Source organism: Eubacteriaceae bacterium ES3, from assembly GCA_030586155.1.
Lineage (GTDB): Bacteria > Bacillota > Clostridia > Eubacteriales > Eubacteriaceae > Acetobacterium.
Map to the genome: position 1 here is coordinate 580,509 of CP130741.1, position 20,801 is coordinate 601,309.

At 39.7% G+C, this 20,801-nt stretch carries 15 protein-coding genes, 1 pseudogene and 1 riboswitch; of the genes and pseudogenes, 10 read left to right on the forward strand and 6 right to left on the reverse strand.

Annotated elements, in window-relative coordinates:
* Window positions 1-31: 31 nt before the first annotated feature.
* Window positions 32-1,495, reverse strand: coding sequence for a glutamate synthase subunit beta (locus Q5O24_02590; protein ID WKY48240.1), 1,464 nt, complete (start codon window positions 1,493-1,495; stop codon window positions 32-34).
* A 12-nt stretch (window positions 1,496-1,507) separates the two neighbouring features.
* Window positions 1,508-6,091 carry a glutamate synthase large subunit gene (gltB, locus tag Q5O24_02595; protein WKY48241.1) on the reverse strand — a complete coding sequence of 1,528 codons (4,584 nt, stop codon included), beginning with the start codon at window positions 6,089-6,091 and terminating at the stop codon, window positions 1,508-1,510.
* 901 nt (window positions 6,092-6,992) lie between these two features.
* On the opposite strand from gltB, the gene Q5O24_02600 reads away from it, so the two are divergent.
* Window positions 6,993-7,157 carry a hypothetical protein gene (locus Q5O24_02600; GenBank protein ID WKY48242.1) on the forward strand — a complete coding sequence of 55 codons (165 nt, stop codon included), beginning with the start codon at window positions 6,993-6,995 and terminating at the stop codon, window positions 7,155-7,157.
* A 68-nt stretch (window positions 7,158-7,225) separates the two neighbouring features.
* Here the strand turns inward: Q5O24_02600 and thiT are convergent, their stop codons facing one another.
* Window positions 7,226-7,870 (reverse strand): energy-coupled thiamine transporter ThiT, encoded by a 645-nt coding sequence (gene thiT, locus Q5O24_02605; protein ID WKY48243.1) that lies wholly within the window; start codon window positions 7,868-7,870, stop codon window positions 7,226-7,228.
* Between the two features lie 43 nt (window positions 7,871-7,913).
* Window positions 7,914-8,001: riboswitch (TPP riboswitch) on the reverse strand.
* Window positions 8,002-8,090: 89 nt separating this feature from the next.
* Complete coding sequence (locus tag Q5O24_02610) at window positions 8,091-8,564, reverse strand: hypothetical protein (protein WKY48244.1); 474 nt, start codon at window positions 8,562-8,564, stop codon at window positions 8,091-8,093.
* 183 nt (window positions 8,565-8,747) lie between these two features.
* On the opposite strand from Q5O24_02610, the gene Q5O24_02615 reads away from it, so the two are divergent.
* Both Q5O24_02615 and Q5O24_02620 read left to right on the forward strand, forming a co-directional pair.
* Entirely contained in the window at window positions 8,748-9,128 is a 381-nt protein-coding gene (locus tag Q5O24_02615; protein WKY48245.1) for a hypothetical protein, read from the forward strand.
* Between the two features lie 9 nt (window positions 9,129-9,137).
* Window positions 9,138-9,392 carry a hypothetical protein gene (locus Q5O24_02620; protein ID WKY48246.1) on the forward strand — a complete coding sequence of 85 codons (255 nt, stop codon included), beginning with the start codon at window positions 9,138-9,140 and terminating at the stop codon, window positions 9,390-9,392.
* A 76-nt stretch (window positions 9,393-9,468) separates the two neighbouring features.
* Here the strand turns inward: Q5O24_02620 and Q5O24_02625 are convergent, their stop codons facing one another.
* A complete protein-coding gene (locus Q5O24_02625; GenBank protein ID WKY48247.1) occupies window positions 9,469-10,911 on the reverse strand; it encodes a sigma 54-interacting transcriptional regulator in 1,443 nt (480 codons plus the stop codon).
* Between the two features lie 442 nt (window positions 10,912-11,353).
* Here Q5O24_02625 and Q5O24_02630 point away from each other — a divergent pair, with 442 nt between their 5' ends.
* From Q5O24_02630 to Q5O24_02650, 5 genes are all read left to right on the forward strand, one after another.
* The gene (locus Q5O24_02630) at window positions 11,354-12,274 is read left to right on the forward strand and encodes a tetrahydromethanopterin S-methyltransferase subunit H (GenBank protein ID WKY48248.1); all 921 of its coding nucleotides are present in this window, start codon (window positions 11,354-11,356) and stop codon (window positions 12,272-12,274) included.
* A 24-nt stretch (window positions 12,275-12,298) separates the two neighbouring features.
* Complete coding sequence (locus tag Q5O24_02635; protein ID WKY48249.1) at window positions 12,299-13,861, forward strand: BCCT family transporter; 1,563 nt, start codon at window positions 12,299-12,301, stop codon at window positions 13,859-13,861.
* A gap of 2 nt (window positions 13,862-13,863) precedes the next feature.
* Window positions 13,864-15,291 (forward strand): glycine betaine--corrinoid protein methyltransferase, encoded by a 1,428-nt coding sequence (gene mtgB, locus Q5O24_02640; GenBank protein WKY49196.1) that lies wholly within the window; start codon window positions 13,864-13,866, stop codon window positions 15,289-15,291.
* 13 nt (window positions 15,292-15,304) lie between these two features.
* Entirely contained in the window at window positions 15,305-15,952 is a 648-nt protein-coding gene (locus tag Q5O24_02645) for a corrinoid protein (GenBank protein WKY48250.1), read from the forward strand.
* Between the two features lie 65 nt (window positions 15,953-16,017).
* A complete protein-coding gene (locus Q5O24_02650; protein ID WKY48251.1) occupies window positions 16,018-17,481 on the forward strand; it encodes a BCCT family transporter in 1,464 nt (487 codons plus the stop codon).
* Window positions 17,482-17,593: 112 nt separating this feature from the next.
* On the opposite strand, the gene Q5O24_02655 is transcribed toward Q5O24_02650, so the two are convergent.
* A complete protein-coding gene (locus tag Q5O24_02655) occupies window positions 17,594-18,742 on the reverse strand; it encodes a PH domain-containing protein (protein WKY48252.1) in 1,149 nt (382 codons plus the stop codon).
* A gap of 207 nt (window positions 18,743-18,949) precedes the next feature.
* Between Q5O24_02655 and Q5O24_02660 the strand changes: the two are divergent.
* Together Q5O24_02660 and lipA are read left to right on the forward strand one after the other, a co-directional pair.
* A pseudogene (locus tag Q5O24_02660) lies at window positions 18,950-19,903 on the forward strand (lipoate--protein ligase).
* The gene (lipA, locus tag Q5O24_02665) at window positions 19,892-20,773 is read left to right on the forward strand and encodes a lipoyl synthase (GenBank protein WKY49197.1); all 882 of its coding nucleotides are present in this window, start codon (window positions 19,892-19,894) and stop codon (window positions 20,771-20,773) included. The pseudogene Q5O24_02660 and the gene lipA overlap by 12 nt, the downstream one beginning before the upstream one ends.
* The last annotated feature ends 28 nt before the right edge of the window (window positions 20,774-20,801 follow it).

Below are 20,801 nucleotides of genomic sequence, written 5' to 3' on the forward strand. Positions count from 1 at the left end.
AAGCTCAGACTAAATTGCCTGAGCTTCAAGATTATTTTGTTAAGAAAGCATGAACCGAACGGGCTGCTTCACGACCTTCATGGATAGCCCAGACAACCAGGCTTTGTCCGCGGTGCATATCGCCAGCGGTAAAGTATTTTTCCCGGCTGGTCTGATAACTTGCGTCACTAACAATGTTAGAACGACCATCGCGTTCAAGTTCAAGCTGATCGACTAACTGATCATCGGGACCTAAGAAGCCCATAGCCAGAAGAACCAGATCGGCATCAAGTACTTTTTCAGTGCCGGGGATCTCTTTCATGGTCATACGGCCACTATCATCTTTAACCCATTCAATAGAAACGGTATCCAAAGCAGTTACAGCGTCATCTCCCACCATCTTTTTGGTCGTGACGCAGTATTGACGGGGCTCATCACCGTATAAAGCAGCTGCTTCTTCCTGGCCGTAATCTAATTTATAGGTTTTAGGCCATTCCGGCCAAGGGTTATTCGCTGTACGCTCGAGTGACGGTTTTGGCATGATTTCCAGCTGAACCACAGATTTACAGCCATGTCTGATGGAAGTAGCAACACAGTCTGTACCGGTATCACCACCACCAATAACAACAACATTCTTATCTTTGGCAGAGATATAAGCATTGTCACTCAATCCTGAGTCTAACAGACTCTTTGTATTTGCCGATAAAAAGTCGATTGCGAAGTGAACGCCGGAAAGATTTCGGCCTTCGATAGGCAGGTCTCTAGGTTTAGTGGCACCACCGCAAAGTACTACGGCATCAAAGTTCTGGTCTAATTCAGAAACTGAATAGTCTTTTCCAACTTCGGTGGAAGTAACAAACTCGATTCCTTCTTCTTTCATCAGGTTAATACGGCGGCCAACGATTTTTTCTTTATCCAATTTCATATTGGGGATACCGTACATTAGAAGTCCGCCAACACGGTCTGCCCGTTCAAAAACGGTAACCAGGTGGCCAGCTTTGTTGAGTTCATCAGCGCAGGCAAGTCCGGCTGGGCCAGATCCGACAACAGCTACTTTTTTACCGCTGCGAACAGCAGGTGGAGCTGCTTTAATCCAGCCTTCTTCGTAAGCCCGGTCAATTATATTACATTCGTTGACTTTAATAGTAACCTGGGGTTCATTTAATCCGACAGTACAGGCACCTTCACATGGTGCCGGACAAACACGACCGGTAAATTCCGGAAAATTGTTGGTTTTCATCAGTCGTTTAAAGGCTTCTTCCCACAAGCCTTTATAAATAAGATCATTCCATTCCGGGATCAGGTTGTGAATAGGGCAGCCGGAAGCGCCGCCTGCTAAAAGAATTCCGGAGTGACAGTAGGGGACGCCGCAATCCATGCAGCGTGCTCCCTGAATTTCCTGTTTTTCTTTGGGCAGGTGGAGATGAAATTCATCCCAGTCTTTGATACGTTCCAGTGGCTCTCGATCATCCGGAACCTCACGTTTATATTCTAAAAATCCTGTTGATTTTCCCATGATTCGCCTCCTTTAATTGCCGCTTACGCGTGATAAATCATTGATGTTATCCTGGAAAGCAGCCATTAGGGCATCATCTCCAGTCAGTCCTTGTGCGGTTACCCGTTCCATGGCTTTTAGCATCCGATTATAGTCGCGAGGCAGTATTTTTGTAAACTTCGGTAGATATGCATCAAAATTGTCGATTATTTTCTGAGCCAGATCGCTTTTAGTGTATTGCAGATGTTTCTCGATCAAAGATTTTAAATAGCCAATTTCAGTAGGATCTGTCAGTTTAACCAGATCAACCATATCCTGATTGCAGTGGTTGGCAAAAGTCCCATCTTCATCCAGTACATAGGCAATCCCGCCTGACATTCCGGCAGCAAAGTTTCGGCCGGTCTGACCAAGAACAACCACTGTTCCTCCAGTCATATATTCACAACCATGATCGCCGATTGCTTCAACTACTGCGGTAGCACCACTGTTACGAACACAGAAACGTTCACCGGCAGCTCCTCTGATGAAGGCTTCCCCCTGAGTTGCGCCGAAGAAGGCGACATTTCCGACAATAATATTTTCTTCTGCTACAAAGCTGGCGTTCTTAGGCGGATAAACGATCATTTTACCACCGGATAAGCCTTTTCCGGAATAGTCATTGGCATCACCTTCCAGCTGAATGGTCATACCTTTAGGCATAAATGCACCCAAACTCTGACCGGCAGAACCTTTTAATTTGAGTTTGATGGTGTCTTCCGGTAAACCGTCAACGCCGTATTTCTTGGTAACTTCATTACCGATAACGGTACCGACCACACGATTAGTGTTTTTGATTTTTGCTGAAATCTTGACTGGCTTCTGATCTTCAATTGCTGGTTTGCATTGTTCAAGAAGTTCAGTTAAATCCAAAGACTGATCAATTCGGTGATCCTGTTCAATTTGGCAGTATTGTCCTACGTTTTTAGACACCTTAGGCTGATAAAGAATATTGGAGAAATCCAGCCCTTTTGCCTTCCAGTGGTCGATAGCGGCACGCATCTGCAGCTTATCAGAACGACCAACCATTTCATCGATGGTTTTAAAACCAAGTTCAGCCATAATTTCTCTTAATTCCTGTGCAATAAAGTACATGAAATTAACAATATGTCCAGGATCGCCTGTGAAGCGCTTACGCAGTTCAGGATTTTGTGTAGCAACACCGACTGGACAGGTATCCAGGTGGCAGACTCGCATCATGACGCAGCCAAGGATAACCAGCGGAGCAGTAGCAAAACCATATTCTTCAGCACCTAAAAGGGTAGCAACAGCAAGGTCTTTACCGGTTAAGAGTTTTCCGTCTGTTTCAACTTTGACCCGGCTTCGCAGGTTGTTTAATACCAGAGTCTGGTGGGTTTCAGCCAGTCCCAGTTCCCATGGCAGGCCGGCATGACGAATAGAGGTTCGTGGAGATGCTCCAGTACCGCCATCGTAGCCGCTGATTAAAATAACATCGGCACGGGCTTTGGCAACACCAGCAGCGATTGTGCCAACACCAACTTCTGATACCAGTTTAACATTGATCTTAGCTTCGCGATTGGCGTTTTTCAGGTCATGGATCAGTTCGGCCAGATCTTCGATCGAATAGATATCGTGATGAGGAGGTGGTGAGATTAAGCCTACACCAGGTGTCGAGTAACGGGTTTTAGCTACCCAGGGATAAACTTTTCTTCCCGGTAATTGTCCACCTTCACCAGGTTTAGCGCCCTGGGCCATTTTGATCTGAATTTCTTTGGCAGTGCTCAGGTATTGACTGGTAACCCCAAAACGACCTGAAGCGACCTGTTTGATGGCACTTAATTTAGAGTCTCCATTGGCTAAAGGAATAAGTCTTTCTAAATCTTCACCGCCCTCACCGGTATTACTCTTAGCACCAATACGGTTCATAGCAATGGCCAGCGCTTCATGGGCTTCCTTGCTTAGAGAGCCGTAAGACATGGCACCGGTTTTAAAGCGCTTGCAGATTGATTCAACAGATTCAACCTCATCAATAGAAATTGGACTCAAGTCTTTAAACTCCATTAGACCGCGCAGGGTACACTGCTTTTGTGTCTGCTCGTCGATTTGCGAAGTATAGTTTTTATAGAGCGCATAATCATTATTGCGGCAGGCATTCTGCAGGGTGTAAATAGTTTCCGGGTTATAAGTATGGAATTCTCCATCAGAACGCCATTGGAAATTTCCACCAGCATCCAGTGGCTGGTTATGAGTGAATGGGTTATTGTAAGCTTCATCATGACGTAATTGCGATTCCTTAGCGATTTCGTCCAGACCGATTCCGCCGATTCTTGATGGTGTTCGGGTGAAATAATCTTCGATAACTTCCTCATGAATTCCAATAGCTTCAAAAATCTGGGCGCCCTGATAACTTAAAATCGTAGAGATTCCCATTTTTGATAAAACTTTAATGACCCCTTTAACCGAGGCTTTCATATAGGTTTTTTCAGCTTTTTCAAAGCTGATGCCAGGTAGGATACCTGTTTTTACCATATCTTCAACTGTTTCAAAAACAAGATACGGATTGATAGCAGAAGCGCCGTAACCGATCAGCAGGGCAAAGTGATGAACTTCTCGTGGTTCACCGGACTCTACAATTAAGCTGACCTGAGTACGGGTACGGTTTCTGATCAGGTGATGATGCAGAGCAGCAACAGCCAGCAGTGAAGGAATAGGCAGTTCTTCTTTACTGGTAGCGCGGTCTGAAAGAATGATGATTGTAGCACCATTTTTAATCGCTTCATCGGCTTGATCAAATAATTGATTAAGCGCTTTTTTAAGTCCGTCACCGCCTGAACCACTTGGGAACAGAGTTTTTAAAGTGACAGAACGGAAATGTTCTTCGTCGAGGGCTCTGATTTTTTCCAGCTGGCAGTTATCAAGTATTGGGTGATCCAGCTGAATTTGACGACAGCTTTCCGGCACTGGATTAATCAGGTTGCCTTCACCGCCCAGATAAACTTCGCTACCGGTGATCAGTTCTTCACGGATGGCATCGATGGGGGGATTGGTTACTTGAGCAAACAACTGCTTGAAGTAGTTAAAGAGAAGCTGTGGTTTATCAGAAAGCACGGCTAGAGGCACATCATTACCCATCGCACCGAGAGGATCAACCCCGTCTCTGGCCATTGGTAGAATGATGTCCATCAATTCTTCATGATTATAGCCAAAGGCTTTTTGACGACACAGAAGTGATTCCAGTTCCGCATCAGCACAAGAATCGGTTTCCGGGAAATCGGACAGCTTTCTTAAATTTGCTGCTATCCATTCCTGATAAGGTTGTTCAGAAGCAACTTCATTTTTCAAATCCTCATCGTTGATGATTTGACCTTTTTCGGTATCGATCATCAGCATACGGCCTGGTTTTAGACGTTCTTTTAAAACAACGTCTTCTGGTGCAATATCGATAACGCCAACTTCCGAAGCTAAAATTACCAGATCATCTTTGGTGACATAGTATCTGGATGGTCGCAGACCATTTCGGTCAAGAACTGCTCCTAATCGGACACCATCGGTGAAGGCGACTGCTGCCGGTCCATCCCATGGTTCCATTAAAGCTGAATGATAGGCATAGAAAGCTCGTTTTTTCGGTGACATGGATTCATGTTTTGACCATGGTTCCGGAATCATCATCATGGCACTGTGAGCTAAAGACCGACCAGTCAGGCTTAAGAATTCAAAACAGTTATCAAATACGGCAGAGTCAGAGCCGTCGACATCGAGAACGGGGAAAGTTTTTTCCAGTTCGTTGTCAAATAACTCGCTCTGAAGCAGTGACTGGCGGGCATACATCCAGTTGACATTACCGCGGAGGGTGTTAATTTCGCCGTTGTGGATCATATAACGGTTTGGATGGGCGCGTTCCCAGCTGGGGAAGGTATTGGTACTGAAACGGGAGTGAACCATGGCAATAGCGGTGGTTACATCCTCTTCCTGCAGATCCTTGTAGAAGAGTCCGACCTGATCTTCAGTCAGCATGCCCTTGTAAACAACGGTTCTCGATGAAAAGCTGGCGGCATAGAAATAAAGGTCACTCTTTTTTGCCTGTTTTTCCATTTGTTTTCGGATTGTGTAAAGCTTACGCTCAAAGGCGAGAGTATCCTTTATTTCAGGATTTTTGCCAATAAAGACCTGTCTGATAAATGGCATGCTTTCCAGAGCTGTGTTGCCTAGTCCTTCAGGATTAGTCGGTACATCACGGAAACCGATCAGGCGCTGGCCTTCGGCTTTAATGATTTCTGATAGCATGGCTTCTGCCTGAGCTCGTTTCGCTTCATCAGTCGGGAGATAAAGCATCCCCAATCCGTAATCGCCGGATTGCGGCAAAATAAAGCCTTCCTCAACGGATACCCGCTTTAAAAAGTCATGAGGGATTTGGATTAGAATACCGGCACCATCTCCAGTATTGGTTTCTGCACCTCTACCACCACGATGCTGGAGGTTAGTAAGTGTTTGAAGTCCCTGTTTAACAATGGAATTTGATTTTTTTCCTTTAATATGTACGATTGCACCAATTCCGCAGGCATCATGTTCATAATCAGGATTATAGAGTCCCTGCTTTGGTGGAATACCGGTGTTTTTCATAGGCGTGTTTCCTTTCTACTGTGGTTTTATTCATAAAGAATCGTCTTTTTATTATGTTATTATATCAGAATAAATAATAAATGGATTAATAAGAAAATCAAACCGAATAATTTATTCTTAATCATATTAAAATTTCGAAGATTTTTCAAGAGGATAATTTAGTTTATTAAAGTAAAATCAAAAAAAAATTAACAAAATTAAGAAAAAAGGGTATATGGATTAATAAAAAAAGAATCTTATCATAACTTATCTATTATGAAGAAACTTTTAAGGTGAAAAATTGAGGGGGATTACAAATACGATACAAACGTTTACACAATGTCTATTTACATTATTTTAGAAGATGTTATAATAAAGTTAAATCAAAGATCATTATTCAATAAACAAAGAATCATTTATAAGATTCAAGGTGAAAAGAATTTAGAAAAATATAAAATTTTAAAACTAAAAATTTTCACTGATCCAGAAAAATAAATAATCAAAGTAATGAATACATTTCTTTGAAATCGGTATTAGATTTATGAAAAATCAAAAGATGATTTATAAAACAAATAATAGATTGATAGAAGATGGTTCATAAAAGATTAAAAACTGGATAATTTTTTAAAATTGAGTTATTGTTGGAAAGAAAGTTAAGATTAATCAAAATTGAAATGATTAAAAACGAAGGAGACTGATAAAACATTTCAAAAAAGATTAGTTAGAACAGAAATAAAAGCAATAAACAAAATTTAAGAAAAGTTTCTAAAATGATTATTGATTGAAAAAAGAATAAGAGATTTGATTAATATCAGAAGGAGGATTCCAATAGGATGACGACTGAGATTCAAAACTAGAACCGGTTCTGCAGATTAAATGTGGAATCGGTTTTAGTTTTTATTACAGAAATGGAGGAGAGATCATGAAAAAAGGAATTGCGATTCTACTGATGGCTTTACTTCTGTTAAGTTTTAGTAGTATGGTATTTGCCGGAGGAGATAAAAACCAGATAAAGAATCCTGGCATTAATGATAATTCACCTTCATATGGCGAATTAAATCCTGACCCATATCAGGAAAATAGATAGATTAAAGCCCTATAAGAAAAGATCATTCTTAAGTCTTTTAAACGACTAAAGGATGATCTTATTATTATTTATATAGTGACCGTCTGTTTGACCTGAAGAATAAGCCTTTTAATGGCTGGAATGGTCAGTACAATAACAGTCAATACAGCTTCACCAAAAAGGTATGAACCATTATAGACCAGGGACCAGGTAAAACCGTTAAAACCCTCCGGGGCATACATACCAAAAAAGATTAGTCCGGATAGAAAGCTGAATATAAAGCGACCACTTACTCCTAGTAAATAAGCAGGAATGACAGATTCTTTATCTTTTAAGAGACCGGAAAGTCCCAGAGCGCCAAAAGCGAGGGGATAATCGACTAACATCTGGATTGGTGAGATAACATAAGGATTAATCATCAAATCCAGAAGACCAAAGCAGATACCGGCAAGTACACCCTGTCGAACCCCGAAAAAGTAGCCGACAAGGATGATGAAGAGCATCGAAAGCGGAGTAATGGAACCTCCCTGGGGTAAGCGAAATAGGGTAATCTGATTTAGCACAAAAGCAAAAGCTATGGCAATGGCTGAAAAAGTCATGGCTTTTGGTTTTGTAGAATCTGATTTTTTGTCTGTGATCAGAAAGATGACCAGTAAACCGGAAAAAATCAGCAGGGCAATGATGGCCTTGGCCATCGTCGATTCGAGCATAGATTGAAATAATTCTTCCGACATAAAAAAACCTCCTTTTATATAAAAGGAGGGGGATGTTGTGTGGGCGTACAACAAAAGGCTTCCCTCCGCTGGTATTAACCAGATCAGGTAATAAGGGTAAATCTCAGCACATGGCTCCCCCAGCTTTTACTATGGGACTATCCTAACTTGTAAACAATAAAATGTCAAGGCTAAAAAATCCCCACCTGTATCAAAAATTGATTGCGGCGGGGAACTTGTGTTACTTTTCTTCAGGTTCAGCTTCACCAGGAAGGGCGGTTTCAATTTTTTCATCGGCTTCAGTTTCTGCTGCAGAAGCTTCCTGAGTTGCTGAAATTTCTTCTTGATAGTCTCCTTCAATACTTGCTGATTCGCTGGTCATATCAGTCAGTTCGGTTGAAATCTCAATTGCTTCCAAACTTTCGGTACTCATTAAAGTCAGTTTTTGATAAGCAACGCTGGCAAAAAAAAGTAACAGAGCTATTCCACCATAAAGGACAACACCTTCTAAAAGAGTTGGTAGAAGTTGTGTGGGGAAGAGTTGACCCATCACTTCAGAAGAGTCATAACCCATGGAAACATAGTAGTCCAGGTTGTCTTTAAACATTACGATTGATACAATAATGTTGGTTGCACCAAAAAGGGCCGCAATAATACCACCGATAAAAAGAGACAGTGAAAGCTTTGTTTTACCGGCATTTTGAGTCTGATTCATTTAGTACTCCGTTTCCGCCATAAGGCAATAAATTAAGTTAATTAGTTCGCAGATATATTATCATTTTCAACCTGTAATCCACCTTTAGCTGGAATACCGATTTAAGACTATATTCAGGAAAATGTAAGTATTATAAGTTTAAATTCAGCACTTTTAGTTAGACTGTTTGGAAAGGGGAGTAAAATGAAGTATTCGAAAAATATCATAATTATTTTTATCGGTCTGGTGTTGGTAGTTTTTATTGCATTTCTATCAACTGATAACAGAATCAATAATCAGGAGGAAACGATGATTGGCAGTATGGACGAAATTGAGCTTCTTGATAGTAATGAAAACCTTGAAAGACAGGTGGTAATCATTTATAATGAAGGTGTTAAAGCGGATATCGGATTGCTGAATTTAGATAGCAGTGAGGTAATAAAAGGGCGGAATTTGTCTGAGCATGTTGATGTTATCGAGGTTGATGAGTCGATTAACCTGGATGAATTTATTAGGAGACTCAATGAGAATGAAGTTGTTATGATTGCTGATTATAATGGAGTAATCAGAACAACAAATGAATAAGGAGAGAAAATGATACTAGCTTGGGATGATATTAAAGAACTGAATGACCGGATTGAAGAAAGACATTTAGATTGCAAAGTGCACCTCAGCGATGCCTGCAGCGGACAAAGTATGTGGCTGGAAGATCTTTCTGGTAGTGGCTTTAAAAAAATGGATGAGATTCATCAGTTGATTAAAGACTTCTTTACTGAGAAAAAAGTTGAAATTGATTTCAGTTGGGATAAAAAATCTTTCTGGACAAAAGAACGACTGAAAAAGTCCTAGAGTGAAATATTTTTAAAAGAACTGATAGAGGCAACAGGTTTACCTGTTGCCTCTATCAGTTCTTTTTTTTATCACTTTACGAATGCTTTTTTTCAGGGTCAGGAACATATTTTTTTACCAGTCGATAAGCTGTGGTTTGACTTAGCCCAAGTAAGTCTGCAATTTCTGAAACATTTTCGCAGGAGTCATAATAATTTTGAATCAGGCTTTTTTTATAGTTTTCCACCAGGTCATCGAAGACTAATTTTTTTTCTGTAATTTCCTGATGTTGATAAAAATCTACGATCTGCTCAGGAAGTTTATCGATTCCGATGACACTTCCCATACTCATAACTGCCATTTGTTCAACGGCATTTTTGAGTTGACGAATATTTCCGGGCCAATTATATTGAATAAGTGCATCAATTACGTTGTTGGAAAAGACTTTATTCTGATTATATTTTTGATTATAGTTCTTCAGGTAATATTGGGCAATCGGATAAATATCATCCTGTCTTTCTCGAAGGGCGGGGATTGTTTGAGTTATCCCATTTATACGCCAGAATAAATCTTCTCTGAATTTATTGTTTTTCACCTGTTCTTCAAGGTTTTTATTGGTGGCGGTGATAATACGTGTATCAACCTGTTTAGCTTCTGTGCCGCCGACAGAGATAAAACGTTGATTTTCCAGAAATTCCAGCAGTTTAACCTGGATGTTAGGTTGGAGTTCACCGATTTCATCTAAAAACAGAGTCCCATTATTTGCCATTTCAACTAGCCCCTTTTTGCCTTTCGGACTAGCGCCTGTAAAAGCATAAGGGACATAGCCAAATAGCTCGCTTTCGATCAGATTATCGGGAATGGAAGCACAATTGATTGAGACAAAAGGTTCATTTTTACGGGCGCTGTAGTCATGAATAAATTTAGCAATCAGACTTTTTCCAACGCCGCTTTCTCCCAACAGTAGAATCGGAATATCTGATTTTGAGGCCTTCTTCAGTTTATGAAGGGTCTGGTAGATCACGTAAGATCTGCCGACCAGATTGTTTTCATTTTTGGTTTTTTCATTTAATACTTGTTTACTGGCAGCTTTGCTGTCTGTTATTTCTTCTTCTGCTGATTCCGGTTTTCGGTAATCAAGGTCAAAATGGACAAAGGATTCCTGTTTCAAGGTATTGTAAACAAGCAGTGACAGATGATCAGAAGGATCATATAAAGGTGTTGTGATGGTGATATGTTCCTCGTTGGTTAAAATTGATTTCTGTCGGGAAATAATGGTTCTTTTTTTTTCGATGGCACAGTCTGTTGAAGGTGGTGTCCAGAAGCCCTGAAAGGATGTTCTGAAGTTTAGTTTCCACATTTTTTCTGCTGTTAGTCCGTGGTATTGCAGACAGGCAGGGTTAGCATAAAGCACATTTCCTTTTTCATCAGTTACCGTGATTTCAAAAAAACAATTTTCCAAAATATTTAAATAGAATTCTGCAGGTAAAGATTTTAGGTAATTCAAATATTCTTCATTATGTTCGTATTGATAATCCATTGTTGCACCTTTCTTGTTAACGACTTCATTGTCGAAAGGCCATGACGCTTTTTCATATAATCGTCAGAGCGGGTAATTGTTATTATATTAATAAACTATATAAATGTAAAGAATACCAATAATAAAATTTTTCGAGATAAAACTCCAAAAAAGAAAAACAACGCAGAAACAGCCTATTATAAGGAAAGTAAATTGCTTTTGTAAGTGGTAGAAGTGTAATTCAAAAGCGAAGAAATAATAAAATTATAGAATTTACCAAAAATGAAATAAAATGGTGGATGATTTCCACATCTGAAAAAGATTACATTTTTAACGTATTCAAAAGCCCTTAAAATGGTGGAAAAGTTTCTTGAAAACTTGGCACGGGACTTGCGTTACTAAATGCCAAACAAACGAAAGGAGCAGGGCTTAAAATTTCTAAAGCTTATAAAGGAGAGAGGTAATGTTTAGATTTAATGCAGAACAAAAAGTATATGATGTGTATGGTGTGAAAATTGGGGGGCAGCCGGGTGAATATCCAACTGTGCTGATTGGGAGTATCTTTTATCGCGGACATAAAATTATGCAGGATTCAGAAAAAGGAATTTTTGATGAAGCGGCTGCCAAAGCTCTTTTAGATCAGGAAGCAGAAATGTGCGAAGAAACCGGTAACCCAAGAATTGTAGATGTGCTGGGTGATACGGAAATCGCGTTAACAAAGCATGTGGAATTTGTACTTAAGAATACCAACAGTCCTGTATTGTTTGACAGTCCCAGTCCAGAAGTACGAATGGCGGCTTTGAAAAACTTTGCTAACGATGAAGAAGCGATGTCAAGAATCATCTACAATTCTCTGGAAGAAAATTGTACTGAAGATGAGCTGGCTGTGATTAAAGATTGCGGTGTTAAAACAGCAGTTATCCTGGCATTCAGTAAAAAACACTTAAAACCTGCTAAACGAGTGGAATTGCTGGCTGGAACAGAAAAAGAAGAAGGTCTTCTAGGTAAAGCAAAACGGGCTGGGGTAGAACAGTTCCTGGTTGATCCTGGGGTACTCGATGTTGCCAGCAGCAGCTGGACAACCAGAGCGATTGCTGACATTAAAGATGAATATGGTCTGCCTGGCGGATGTGCATCATCAAATGCTCTTTACTTGTGGAAAAAAATGCGTTCTAAAGGTAGTCCCTATTTTGAAGTTGCAGGAGCTTCAGTCTTTACTTTCCCTGTTGCTCACGGAGCAGACTTTATCCTTTACGGACCGATTGCTAATGCGCCATGGGTTTATCGGGCAGTTGCCACAACTGACGCAATGATTGCTTACAGCAATAAGCTGACTAAGACAAAATTGGGGACACCGGAACATCCACTGATGAAAATATTCTAAAATTTAAAAGGGGAGTGTAGAAAAGTGGAGAAGAACGCGAAAAGTAATACGGTACTATATGTATCGATTGGGATAACCGCTGCGTTTGTGATAGCAAGTATCGTTTTTACAGAGGGAATGAGTAATGTTTTTGGAAATCTCTTTTCCCTCATTACAACAAACTTTGGCTGGCTATATCTGGTAGCAGTTGCGTTTTTTATTGTTGTTGCCTTGGGCCTGGCACTAAGCCCTTACGGGAAAATAAAGCTGGGCAAAGATGATGATAAACCAGAATTCACCAATTTCCAGTGGTTTTCCATGTTGTTTGGTGGTGGAATGGGAATTGGCCTGGTATTCTGGTCGGTGGCGGAACCGATTATGCATTATCTATCGCCACCGATAGGTGAAGGCGGTACCCAGGCAGCTATGGATCTGGCAATGACGAAAGTTTTCTTTCATTGGGGATTTCATCCCTGGATCATTTTTGCAATAGGTGGTTTGGCTTTAGCCTATTTTCAGTTCCGCAAAGATATGCCATTCTTGATTAGTTCAGCTTTTTATCCTTTAATTGGAGAAAAAGTGCACGGACCGATCGGCAAAACAATCGATATTCTAGCAGTCTTTGCAACAATTTTTGGTGTTGCAACCAGTCTTGGTTTTGGTTCCAACCAGATTGCAACAGGTCTTGAATATATTTTTGGAATCGAATCGTCACCTTTGATTGTTTCGATTATTATTGCAATTATCACTGCAATGTTTACCCTGGCAACGATGTCGGGACTGCACAGTGCAATGCAGAAGGTAGCGGATGTAAAAATCTGGCTGTCTATAGCATTTATGGCCTTTATCTTTGTTTTCGGTGGAATGGTTTATATTTTAAATAATTTCACTAACAGTTTAGGTGTGTATCTGCAGGATATCATTGGTCAGACTTTCTGGATGGGGAATGTTGAATGGTTAAACAGCTGGACTGTCTTTTATTGGGCATGGTGGATCGCCTGGGCACCTTTTGTTGGACAGTTTGTGGCTCGAGTCTCAAAAGGCCGAACCGTACGTGAGTTTATAATTGCTGTGTCTCTCTTGCCATCAGGATTTTCTTTAATCTGGATTGCCATTTATGGAGGTGCTGCCTTTAATCTCAACAGTCTGTCAGGTGGCGCCATTGAAACCGCCGTCAGTGCAAATTATACCACTGCATTATTTGCTCTGTTGGAACAGTTGCCATTATATACAATCACATCAGTTTTAGCGATTGTCCTGATTGTTGCCTGTTTTATAGGTGCCGCTAATTCAGCAACTTATGTTCTGGCGATGTTAACGTCAGGCGGTGACATGGATCCTGGTAAAAAACTTCGAGGTGGTTGGGGAGTCGCCCAGGGTTTGATTACCATCGTTCTGATCGTTGTCGGCGGAACCTCAGCTTTAAGCGTTTTGCAGACTGCTTCGATTGCAGCTGCCTTTCCCTTCATGCTGATTATGATTGTGATGTGTTTTAGTATGGTTAAGGCTTTGAAAGAGGATTATGAAACGAACTACTTAAAAAAAGTTAAACTTCCAGACAATGAAATTGTTGTGGAACAAGATATTAATTTAAAGGAAGGTGCATGAAATTGATCACAAAATTTGATATTTTAACACAGGATGAAATTGATAAGATTCATCAAAACAGTATGCGTATTTTAAGAGAAATCGGAGTTGAATTCTCTTATGAACCGGCTCTTGAAGTATTTAGAAAGAACAATCAGCGAGTTGAAGGACATCGCGTTTATCTGGATACTGAATTTGTAGAAAATATGATTGAAAAAGCCCCTCAAAGCTTTACCCTTCATGCTCGTAATCCAGAGAACAATTTAGTCTGTGGCGGCGGCGAATCCCTTTATATGCCAGGTTATGGGGCCCCATTTATCTATGAAGCTGATGGGACCAAACGGGATGCAACAATGGCTGACTATGATAACTTTGTCAAACTGGCTGGTGCCAGCAAGCATCTTCATATGACAGGTGGAACTGTCTGTGAACCAACTGATATTAACGAAAATATCCGACACATGAAAATGGCATACAGCCATATCACCAATTCAGACAAGGTCTTTATGGGTTCTTCATCCGGTTATGAATATGCGATGGATGCAATCGAAATGGCAGCAATCCTCCATGGCGGCAAAGATGTAATCAAAGAAAAACCGGCTCTGATTTGTCTGATTAATTCAGTTACACCACTTAAATACGATGACCGTATGTTAGGCGGACTGATGGCTTACGCCCAAACTGGACAGGCCATGGTTATTGCTTCACTTGTTATGTCTGGTTCAACTGGACCTGCCACATTAGCAGGTGCCTTGTCCTTACAAAATGCTGAAGTACTGGCAGGAATTACCCTGGCACAGTGTATCAATCCTGGAACACCTGTAGTTTATGGCTCGACATCAGCGATTTCTGACATGGGAACAGGTTCATTATCGATTGGTAATCCGGAAAATGCATTATTCACCTCAGCTAGTGCCCAGTTATCCAGATTCTATGGTGTTCCATGCCGAGGCGGCGGTGGTTTGACTGATGCTAAAACTGTTGATGCACAGGCTGGTTACGAATCAATGATGTTATTAATGGCAGCCAGCACAACAGGTGTTAGTTTTGTTCTTCATTCAGCAGGAATTATGCAATACTATATGGCTATGTCTTATGAAAAGTTCATTATTGATGAAGAAATGTGTGGAATGCTCAAACGTTATCTGGCTGGTTTTGATATGTCCAGCGATGAAAAAATGGCCTTTGAAGTTATTGAAAAAGTTGGTCCTGGGGGACATTTCCTGACTCAGAAACATACCCGAAAGAATTTTAAAACTGAATTTTACCGACCAGGTTTAAGCGATCGTCAGTCTTATGATGGTTGGGCAAAAGAAAGTCTGACTGCTTGTGATCGGGCTACTGCTAAATGGAAAGCAGTGCTTGAAAGTTACCAGCCACCGGCTTTAGATGAAGCTGTTAATAAAGAATTACTGGCCTATATGGAAAAAAGAACAAAGGAATTAATCTAGGAGGAGAAAAAAGATGAGTATTTTTGATGAATTAAGAGAAGCAATTATTGAAGGCGATGAAGATGTAGCTATTGAATTGGCAGAAAAAGTAATTGAGGAAAATGTTAATCCTGTTGAAGCGGTTCAGAATGGTTTAATTAAAGGAATTGAAGAAGTAGGTAAAGCCTGGATTGATGGCGAAGCATTTTTACCGGATGTCATGATGGCTGCTGATGCGATGAGTGCAGGAATGAAAGTACTGGAACCAGAGCTGGCAAAAGCCCAAGCTTCAGGGGATGGTTATGAAGATAAAGGAAAAATTATTCTGGGTACCGTTGCCGGAGATATCCATGATATAGGTAAAAACATCGTTGGGGCGCTATTGACAGCTGCAGGGTTTAAAGTGTACGATATTGGAATTGACTTACAAGCTGAGGATTTCCTTAACAAAGCAAAAGAAGTTGATGCTAAGATAATTGCTGCCAGTGCTCTTTTAACAACGACAATGAAGTCGCAAAAAGAATTAATTGACTTCCTAGTTGAACAGGGTGTTAGAGATCAGTATAAAGTTATCATTGGTGGTGGTCCTACCAGTCTTAAATGGGGCGAAGATATTGGCGCCGATGGCTGGGCAGAAACTGCTGATGAAGCCGTTGAACTTTGTCAGAAATTATTAGCTTAAGAAAATTTATTGGTAAAAGGCACCAGTTTACACTGGTGCCTATTGGTGTTTTAGAAGGAGGAACCATGAAAGTATTTTATAGTTCGCTGCTTTTTATTGTGTTGTTTCTGGGAATTGGTTTTTTCAGTCCAGACGAATTTGCGGCAGTTACAGGATTTTTATTCACGGTGATCACGAATGATTGGGGATGGTTATACTTAGTTGTAGTTTTAGGTGTCTTATTTTTTGTACTTTATCTTGCCTTCAGTCGATATGGACATATTCGCCTGGGAAAGAATGAGGATCGTCCGGAATATTCAAACTTTTCCTGGTTTGCCATGCTTTTTTCGGCAGGAATGGGGATCGGTCTTGTTTTTTGGGGAGTCGCAGAGCCCGTTTTTCATTTCTCAGCCCCACCAATAGGAATAGAGGCAAATTCATTAGATGCCGCAGCATCATCATTCAAGTTTGTTTTTTTACATTGGGGCTTTCATCCTTGGGCTGTTTATGCGATTGTAGGCTTGTCCCTTGCTTATGTTACCTATCGAAAAGATTTACCTTGTCTCATCAGTTCGATTTTCAAACCCTTTTTGCCAGAAAAGCAATTTAAAATTGCTGGTGGTATCATTGATACATTATCTCTGCTAATCACTGTATTTGGGGTGGCAACATCTCTGGGAATGGGGGCACTTCAAGTTGCTGGTGGATTGACTGGTATCTTTAATCTGCCCAACTCGATCTGGGTTCAGGTTATTATTATTCTAGTCATTACGGTTATGTTTTTACTATCGGCTACGACAGGACTAAACAAGGGAATACGTATTCTCAGTAACTCAAACATTATTATTGCACTAAGTCTTTTGTTTTTCGTTTTTCTATTTGGACCAACAGCCTTTCTAATTAAGTTGTTTTTTAATACATTGGGGGGGTATTTAGGGAATTTTCTGACACTGAGTTTGCCCTTAGATCCGTTTCTGAAAGATCCCTGGGTAGGCGATTGGACAATTTTTTATTGGGCCTGGTGGGTTTCATGGGGACCATTTGTTGGAACATTTATCGCACGGGTTTCAAAGGGCAGAAGAATAAAAGAGTTTGTGTTAGGGGTTTTGATTGTTCCGGCAGGATTTTGTTTTATCTGGTTTTCTGTCTTCGGTGGGACAGCGCTTTATCAGGAGATTTTTCAGGGATTTGATATTGTCTCCGTAGTCAATTCGGATGTCGCAGTGGGATTGTTTGTGACATTGGCTCATTTGCCTTTTGGAAGTTTAATCTCATTGATAGCTATTTTACTGATTACGACTTTCTTCGTGACATCTGCAGATTCTGCGACTTTTGTATTGGGTATGTACTCGCAACAGGGTAAATTAAATCCCGACAACTGGATTAAAATTGTTTGGGGACTAATTCTTTCTTTGATGGCAATCCTGCTGCTTAACAGCGGCGGCCTGGAGGCAATGCGTAACACCTCAATTATGATGGCGCTTCCCTTTTTATTTGTGATGATCTTCATTTGTGTGTCGATTGGTAAATCTTTAAAGGATGAAATTTAAAAAGCTGTCCGGAATTTTTCCGGACAGCTTTTATTTTATAAAAAAAGATTTATAAGTTAATAAATAGAGTGAGAAATTTTGATTTTTAAGCGATAAATTTTGAGGACTGCATCTAAATTTTGGCAAGCAATTCTTTCTTTTTCTCAAGAAATTCTGATTCTGTTAAAACACCTTTTTCTTTAAGTACGCCCAGCCGTTCAAGGAGAGTAACAGGGTCGGCTTCATTGTTATTCAAGGTTTTGTATTTAGTATAAAGGTCTACAACGTGTTGGGCCTCCTTGGAATAAAGAATACTGATAGTTTCAGTTGACTGGGATGTTTCAATAATAATATCATCCGGATTTATACCAATGGATAAAGAAATATCAAAGAGATTGACGGTATTGGGTTTAGTGGTTAAACGAGTGATCTCTTTGTAGAGGTATTCTTTTTCTGAACTGATTTCCTCATCAAAGACGATTATTTTTAAAGTGGTACAGATTAAAAATTTATTGGAATTCATATTATCCAGGCCCCAGGCAAAATATAGAAGTTCCTCATGCTCAGAAAGATGAGGCTTGATTTTTTCGATGTGATCGATATCAAGTTTGGAGAAAATAAAGTCATGAATTTGTCTGGTCGAGATACTGTAATCCTGGCTATTTAAGCGTTTCAGATAGGCCAAAAGACTTAAACTGTCGGTTGGACTAAAAGAGGTTTTGGGAATCAGAATCAGCGGATATCCATTGACAAGAAAGGCAAGAGAGTCTTCAGTATCGACAAGATTTAAGTCACAGAGTTCCTCTTTTTTAAGTTTTCCAATCACATAAAAGGCGGCATTTTCTGGAAAGAGTACTTTAAAGTGCAAACCGGTTGTTGTGAGAATCAGTGTTTGCCCCTGAGCATCTTTAAATTGCATCAGAAATTGTTCATCATCAGTGTAGTTGAAGAAATATTTCCTAATACTTTTAATGGCATTCTGATGATTGGGATAAAAGACCAGTTTTGAGCTGGCAGAATTATTCACTGGCAGATAATAGTACTGAGAAAACGACTCAGTAAATGAAACGATTACATCTGTGTCGGTGTTAAGCAGACAGGCGGGACTTGCGTTTTCGGTCAGTTTTTTTACCAAAGTATCGGTATAAGCACTGATCCTTCGGTTCATTTCCTCCCGCAGTCGTTGTTGAGCTTCTTTTTTAAGGGCAATTTCTGACTGGATTGAGTCGATACTGTCCTGGGCCAAATCAGTTACATCTTGGATCAGATCTTTAAAACCCATAGTTTTCTCCTTTGATGGTACTTAAGTGAAATTTACTTCTGTTACTATATTTTACAGGTCCATGAAAAATTGTGCAATATAAATTTGTAAATTCTTCTATCCTTCAGATTTATACAAAATGGATGTTTTTGAGAGATAGAATTATATTGATGAAATAATCATATAGTGATAGAATATTAAAAAAAATACAAGAATTAGGTGAAATTAATGATTTTTATTGAGAATGACAGTTTAAATCCTTTCTATAATCATGCGATAGAAGAATATATTTTAACAGAAATGGAAGATGAAGTTTTTATCTTATGGAGAAATCGAAAGAGTATCTTAATCGGTCGAAATCAGAATACATTTCAAGAAATTGATGTCGAGTTTGCTGAACAAAATGGTATCGAAATTGTCCGCCGATTATCAGGAGGTGGTACCGTTTTTTGTGATGAGGGTAATATAAATTTTACATTTATAACCAACAAAAAAGGAAAAAATACAGGATTTGAAAAATTTGCCACACCAGTTGTTAATGCCATTAAATATCTTGGGATAGCGGCAGAATTTTCAGGACGAAACGATATTTTGGTCGAAGGTCAGAAAGTTTCTGGAAATGCTCAGTATCATTTCAAGAATCGATTACTTCATCATGGAACGATTTTATATTCAGGGGATTTATCCCTCTTAGCTGGTGCATTGAAGCCAAATCCGTTAAAGTTTAAGGATAAAAGTGTACGTTCTGTAGCTTCGAGAGTTACCAATATTAACAAGTATCTGAAAAATCCGATGAATGTTGAAAAATTTAAAAAATATCTTCAGGATTTTATTATTCAGGAAAATGAAATTAAAGAAATTAGAAGATTGAATGAAGATGAAGATGAACAGGTAAAGTTGATTATGAAGTCACGTTTTATGGATAGGGAATGGAACTATGGCAATAATAACAAATATAACTATAAACATTGCGAAAAGTATCCCTTTGGACTTGTCGAATTTTATCTGGATGTGGAAGATGGAGTGATCAAACACTTGACAGTTAAAGGGGATTTTTTTGGTAAAGAAACAATTGAAAAGCTGGAAGGGCGATTGATTGGGATTAAACATGAAAAAAAAGCAATGACGGTGGCGTTAAAGGATGTAATGATTGATAATTACATAGATGGAATGAAAAAAAGTCAATTCGTGAATGGTTTTTTTGAAAATAAAAAGAAGCCGGATTGGCTGAAAGTTCAGTTTAAGAGCACACCTGAAATGAAGACAGTTAAAAATCTGATATCAGATCTTTCATTAAATACGATTTGTCTTGAAGCTAACTGTCCGAATCGTGTAGAATGCTATAATCGCAAGACTGCCACTTTTATGATTCTTGGTCGAAACTGCACTAGAAACTGTACTTTTTGTAATGTCACAAAAAATGAACCAGATCCGGTTGATCAGGATGAGGCGCGACGTATAGGCGAAGCGGTTAAAAACCTTGGATTACGTCATGCAGTGATTACCTCTGTTACGCGAGATGACTTACCAGATCAGGGAGCCAAACAGTTTGCTCAAGTTGTATATGAAATCAGGAAGGCTTCACCGGAAACAAGGATTGAGCTTCTGATTCCAGATATGCAGGGACAGGAGGAATTGATTGATATCGTCCTTGATTCTGAACCGGATTTTTTGAACCATAACATTGAAACAATAGCAAGATTATATGGTCGGGTTAGGCCGACGGCATCCTACCAACGGTCACTAGATGTTATTAGATATGCCAAACAAACAAGACCTGATTTAAAAACCAAATCTGGAATGATGCTGGGTCTTGGAGAAACAGAAGCAGAAGTAATTGAAACAATGAACGATTTAATTGAATATGGTTGTGATATTTTGACTTTGGGACAATATCTGCAACCGTCAAAAGAGCATTTAGAAATTGAAGAGTACATTTCGCCAAATCAGTTTGATGATTATAAAAAAATTGCATTAGAACTAGGTTTTAAATCAGTTGCTTCTGCTCCGTTGGTGCGAAGTTCTTACCATGCCGATGAACTGGATTTTTAAAAGCTGAATGTATCAGGGATTCATAATC

What these genes read in the sequence shown, in the direction of transcription:
- Q5O24_02615 (WKY48245.1), top strand. Translation starts at nt 8,748, where the DNA reads ATGAAGTATTCGAAAAATATCATAATTATTTTTATCGGTCTGGTGTTG.
- Q5O24_02655 (WKY48252.1), bottom strand. Translation starts at nt 18,742, where the DNA reads ATGGGTTTTAAAGATCTGATCCAAGATGTAACTGATTTGGCCCAGGAC.
- Q5O24_02590 (WKY48240.1), bottom strand. Translation starts at nt 1,495, where the DNA reads ATGGGAAAATCAACAGGATTTTTAGAATATAAACGTGAGGTTCCGGAT.
- Q5O24_02600 (WKY48242.1), top strand. Translation starts at nt 6,993, where the DNA reads ATGAAAAAAGGAATTGCGATTCTACTGATGGCTTTACTTCTGTTAAGT.
- Q5O24_02625 (WKY48247.1), bottom strand. Translation starts at nt 10,911, where the DNA reads ATGGATTATCAATACGAACATAATGAAGAATATTTGAATTACCTAAAA.
- Q5O24_02610 (WKY48244.1), bottom strand. Translation starts at nt 8,564, where the DNA reads ATGAATCAGACTCAAAATGCCGGTAAAACAAAGCTTTCACTGTCTCTT.
- Q5O24_02645 (WKY48250.1), top strand. Translation starts at nt 15,305, where the DNA reads ATGAGTATTTTTGATGAATTAAGAGAAGCAATTATTGAAGGCGATGAA.
- thiT (WKY48243.1), bottom strand. Translation starts at nt 7,870, where the DNA reads ATGTCGGAAGAATTATTTCAATCTATGCTCGAATCGACGATGGCCAAG.
- lipA (WKY49197.1), top strand. Translation starts at nt 19,892, where the DNA reads ATGAAAAAAAGTCAATTCGTGAATGGTTTTTTTGAAAATAAAAAGAAG.
- Q5O24_02620 (WKY48246.1), top strand. Translation starts at nt 9,138, where the DNA reads ATGATACTAGCTTGGGATGATATTAAAGAACTGAATGACCGGATTGAA.
- gltB (WKY48241.1), bottom strand. Translation starts at nt 6,091, where the DNA reads ATGAAAAACACCGGTATTCCACCAAAGCAGGGACTCTATAATCCTGAT.
- Q5O24_02650 (WKY48251.1), top strand. Translation starts at nt 16,018, where the DNA reads ATGAAAGTATTTTATAGTTCGCTGCTTTTTATTGTGTTGTTTCTGGGA.
- Q5O24_02630 (WKY48248.1), top strand. Translation starts at nt 11,354, where the DNA reads ATGTTTAGATTTAATGCAGAACAAAAAGTATATGATGTGTATGGTGTG.